The 3,083-nt window shown below is 72.4% G+C and carries 3 protein-coding genes; 2 read left to right on the top strand and 1 reads right to left on the bottom strand.

Translation table 11 applies throughout. From position 1 onward, the window contains the following. Positions 1-46 precede the first annotated feature (46 nt). Both AB0J68_RS30010 and AB0J68_RS30005 read left to right on the top strand, forming a co-directional pair. Positions 47-436, top strand: coding sequence for a hypothetical protein (locus AB0J68_RS30010; protein WP_355067757.1), 390 nt, complete (start codon positions 47-49; stop codon positions 434-436). Positions 437-536: 100 nt separating this feature from the next. After that, positions 537-2,630, top strand: coding sequence for an amino acid transporter (locus tag AB0J68_RS30005; protein WP_355067759.1), 2,094 nt, complete (start codon positions 537-539; stop codon positions 2,628-2,630). Positions 2,631-2,705: 75 nt separating this feature from the next. Here the strand turns inward: AB0J68_RS30005 and AB0J68_RS30000 are convergent, their stop codons facing one another. Next, entirely contained in the window at positions 2,706-2,906 is a 201-nt protein-coding gene (locus AB0J68_RS30000) for a hypothetical protein (protein WP_363941981.1), read from the bottom strand. Positions 2,907-3,083 lie beyond the last annotated feature (177 nt).

Below are 3,083 nucleotides of genomic sequence, written 5' to 3'. Positions count from 1 at the left end.
GGCCGCCCACCTCGGCGCCGAGCACGTTGTCCCGGCCCGGTGCGCGATGACCGCCGCTTTGGCCCGGTTTCCGTTCCGCTTCGACCCGGCGTTCCGTCCGCCGTTGGCGCTGCTGGGTGTGCGGCCGGCGACGGCCTGGGTCGCCGTCACCGACCAGGACCTCCTGATCCGGTACGGGCCGTGGCGGCTGCGCACCGGCCGGGACAACGTGCTCGGCGCCGAGGTGGGCGGCCCGTACCGCTGGTGGCGGGTGATCGGCCCGCACCTGTCGTTGGTCGACGGCGGCGTGAGCTTCGGCAGCAGCACGGCGGGCGGGGTCTGCCTGCGCTTCGGCGTACCGGTGCCGGCTCTGGCGCCCGGCGGCTGGCCCCGGCATCCGGCGGCCACGGTCACCGTTGCCGACCCGCCGGCCCTCGCTCGGCTGCTCGCCGGATGAGGACCTGCCCTGAGCAGGCCATCCGCGTACCCGGTTCCGCCGGTCGGACCGCCGGGCACCACCTACCGTCGGATCAGGACCTGCGAGGGTGGGACGGGCGATGGCTGACGAGCACCGGGCGAGACCGCGACGCTGGAACGGACGACGCCATACGCCGACGGGACCGGACCCGGCCCTGCGCGCCGCCCGCGACCCGGCCCGCCCGCACTCCGGCGGCCGGCGGGGTGTCGTGGTGCCCGAGCGGGTCGACAGTCCGGCCCGGTCGGCGCCGCCGGCCAGCCCGCTGCGCCGGTGGCTCTTCCAGCACCAGGTGCAGCCGCCCGGCCCGGAGGCCGAAGAGGGGCAGAGCCGCCGGCACCCCTGGTGGCAGGTGATGTGCCTGACCGGCGTGGACTACTTCTCCACCCTGTCCTACCTGCCGGGCATCGCGGCGGTGGCCGCTGGTGCGCTGTCCCCGCTGGCGACCATGCTGATCGTCGCGCTGACCCTGTTCGGCATGCTGCCCATGTACCGCCGGGTGGCCCAGGAGAGCCCGCACGGGCAGGGCTCGGTCGCGATGCTGGAACGGCTGCTGCCGTTCTGGCGGGGCAAGATCTTCGTGCTCGTGCTGCTCGGGTTCGTGGCCACCTCGTGGATCATCACGATCACCCTGTCCTCGGCCGACGCCACCGTGCACCTGCTGGAGAACCCGTACCTGCCGGACGCCCTGCACGGCCCGGCGGTGCCGGTGCTGGTCACCATGGCGCTGCTGCTCGTCCTCGGCGGCGTGTTCCTGCTCGGCTTCCGCGAGGCCGTCGTGGTGGCCATCCCGCTGGTGGCGGTCTTCCTCGTCCTCAACGCGGTGATCGTGGTGGTCGCGGTGACCCGGATCGTCGAGGACCCCGCCATCGTGTCGGACTGGACCACCGCGCTGACCGCGGGCGGCGGGGCGGGCCACGTCCTGATCACGGCCGTGCTGGCGTTCCCGCTGCTGGTGCTGGGGCTGTCCGGCTTCGAGACCGGCGTCAGCATGATGCCGCTGGTGTCGGCCGACGGCCCGGACCCGGCGGCCAGGCTGGCCGCCCGGATCCGCAACACCCGCCGGCTGCTCACCACCGCCGCGCTGATCATGTCGGTGTACCTGATCTCGACGACCTTCGTGACCACCGCGCTCATTCCCGCCGCCGAGTTCCGCCCGGGCGGCCCCGCGAACGGTCGGGCGCTGGCCTTCCTGGCGCACACCTATCTCGGCGAGGGTTTCGGCACCGTCTACGACGTGAGCAGCGTGCTCATCCTCTGGTTCGCCGGCGCTTCGGCCATGGCCGGCCTGATCAACATCGTGCCCCGCTACCTGCCCTCGTACGGCATGGCCCCGGAATGGGCGCGCGCGGTACGCCCGGTGGTGATCGTCTACACCGTGGTCAGCGTCGCCATCACGATCGCCTTCCGGGCCGACGTCAACGCCCAGGCCGGGGCGTACGCTACCGGCATCCTGGCGATGATGGTCTCCGGCGCGGTGGCGGTGACCATCTCCGCGGTCCGGCACCGCCAGCGCGCCGCCGGCATCGGCTTCACGGTGCTGACCCTGGTGCTGCTGTACGCGCTGTTGGAGAACGTCGTCGAGCAACCGGACGGGATCACCATCTCGGCGCTGTTCATTCTGGGCATCATCGTGGTGTCGCTGATCTCCCGCGTCACCCGGACGACGGAGCTGCGCGCCGAGCGGATCGAGTTCGACGAGCCGGCCCGCCGGTTCGTCGCCGATTCGCTGGCTCATGACGGGCAGTTGCACCTCATCGCCAACAAGCGGCAGAGCGGCTCAGCGAAGGAGTACACGATCAAGGAGCGGGCGCAGCGGAGCATCAACCCGGTGCCCGGGGCCGCGGACGTGCTGTTCCTGGAGATCGACGTGGTGGATCCGTCGGGGTTCAGCCAGGTGCTGCGGGTGCACGGCGTCGAGGTGGCCGGCTTCCGGGTGCTGCGGGCCAGCAGCCCGGCCGCGCCGAACGCGATCGCCGCGATCCTGCTGGCGCTGCGCGACGCCACCGGGGTACGCCCGCACGCGCACTTCGAGTGGTCGGAGGGCAGCCCGATCGCGCATCTGCTGCGCTACCTGATCCTCGGCCAGGGGGACACCCCGCCGGTGGTACGGGAGATCATTCGCCGTATCGAGCCCGACCCGCTGCGTCGGCCCGGCATCCACGTCGGCGGGTGAGCGCGCACCGTCTGGTGCCGTTGAAGATGAATGGCAGCACTGTTCACGTTCACACCTTCCTGTCCGTATTGCGCTTTAAGGTGACCCTTGGTGGAGGGCGCGCAGCCGGCCGGCGAGGTCGTCGGCGAAGAAGTCGAGGAAGCCGTCGGGGTGGCCGCCGGCGTTCTGCGGAACGACGTGGTCGAAGCCGGCGTCGACGTACGACCGGACCTTCGCCACGTGCGGCTCGGGGTCGGGGCCGACGGCGAAGAGCTCGCGGATGTGCTTCTCCTCCACGTGCGCGCTTGCCGCGTCGACGACACGCTCCCGATTCCGTCCGCCCGCTGACGCCGGTCGCTCGGGACCGACAAACGCCGCCCACGCCTCCGAGCCAGCCTCCTAGGACGCGCTGCGCGGTGTGACGGTGCCCGTCCGCGCTGCGCGGTGTGACGGTGCCCGCCCCGGGGCGGGCAC

The organism is Micromonospora sp. NPDC049580 (assembly GCF_040675595.1).
GTDB lineage: Bacteria > Actinomycetota > Actinomycetes > Mycobacteriales > Micromonosporaceae > Micromonospora.
Note: the sequence above shows the minus strand (reverse complement) of the source record. Positions and strands in the feature narration are given on the sequence as shown.